Annotated in this window: 2 pseudogenes; one reads left to right on the top strand and one right to left on the bottom strand. The window is 75.0% G+C overall.

Annotated features, from left to right (window positions below):
• A pseudogene (locus AB8Z36_RS40745) lies at positions 1-199 on the bottom strand (S8 family peptidase); the annotation flags it as partial.
• Positions 200-723: 524 nt separating this feature from the next.
• Between AB8Z36_RS40745 and AB8Z36_RS40740 the strand changes: the two are divergent.
• Positions 724-1,175 (top strand): annotated as a pseudogene (locus tag AB8Z36_RS40740) (hypothetical protein); the annotation flags it as partial.

Raw genomic sequence — 1,175 nt, 5'->3', positions numbered from 1 at the left:
GGACGTCGGCGCGGTCGACGGCTCGTACATCGTCACCTTCAAGAACTCGGTCGCCCGCGCCGACGATGCGGCCCTGGCCGTCGCCCGGCGGCGGCGTCGGGGCCGCCACGGCCCCGGTGGTCGCGGCGGCCCCCGCGAACAGGGCGGTACTTGCGCCGACGGCGAGCACGCGCCGGATGACGCGAGCGTCGATCTTCATGGTTTCTCCCTTGAGAGCTGTCGGGACCACCGAGTGGGGTGTGTCCGTCACGTGTTGCGTGCATGACAGGTGCGGGTGCGGGGGCATGGGTGCGCCGATCGACCCGGCACGTCATACGGCGTGAGCGCCTTGGGATCTCGGCGTCCACAGGTGACGGGGGTGGAGTGGGTGCCGCACGGAGTGGGGCTCCGTGCGGCACGAGTCTGATCACGTCACACGGCTGTTGGGGACAGCCGCCCTCATGCGTCCGGTCCGGCCGGCCGGGGACCGAGGCGCAGGAGGTGACGTCGTCGGACGGGCCAGAGCTTCGGCCACGCGGGGTGAGCGCAGCAATCCGTACGCGCTACCCAAAGAGTGGTGCGGGGGAGCGGGCGGCCCCCGGCGCGACGGCCGCGGCCGACCGCGCCCATTCCGTAGGTGGTGGACCCCTATTGCGAAGTCGGGGGGCGGCCGAGTAGACCACCGTTCAACGAACGCCGCGCTCGCGACCATGGCGCGAGCGTCGGCGGGTGAGAGGCGGAGCCGTGGAGAGACGTTCCTTCGGTACGGACCGGGACGCGCGGGCGACCGGCGGCTTCGTCGGACGGCACGAAGAGGCCCGGCGACTGCGGGAAGCACTGCGGGAGGGGCCGGTCCTCGCGGTCCTCCGGGGAGAGGCCGGTACGGGCGTCTCCCGCCTGCTCGACGAGGTGCTGGGCGAGACGGAGTTCGCGGAGTGGACGCAGCTGCGCGGCACCTGCGCCGAAGCGACGGCCACCGGGTCGCCGGGACCTGACGCCGACGCGCCGGGCGCCGGGCGGCCCCTCGGACGGGCGGAGGCGGTGACCGCTTCCGGGCTGCGGGTGGTCGGCGCTCGCGCCGGGGAAGCGGGCTCCGTGGCAGGGGCCGACGGCGCGCGGGGGTCCCGGCGTCGCCGCTCCGACGCGGCGGCGGGAAGTGTGTCGCCCCTCGGGCGGCGGGAGCCGGTGGCCTCGGC

It is taken from the genome of Streptomyces flavofungini (genome assembly GCF_041028215.1).
Lineage (GTDB): Bacteria > Actinomycetota > Actinomycetes > Streptomycetales > Streptomycetaceae > Streptomyces > Streptomyces flavofungini_B.
This window is presented reverse-complemented; position numbering and strand designations above follow the sequence as displayed.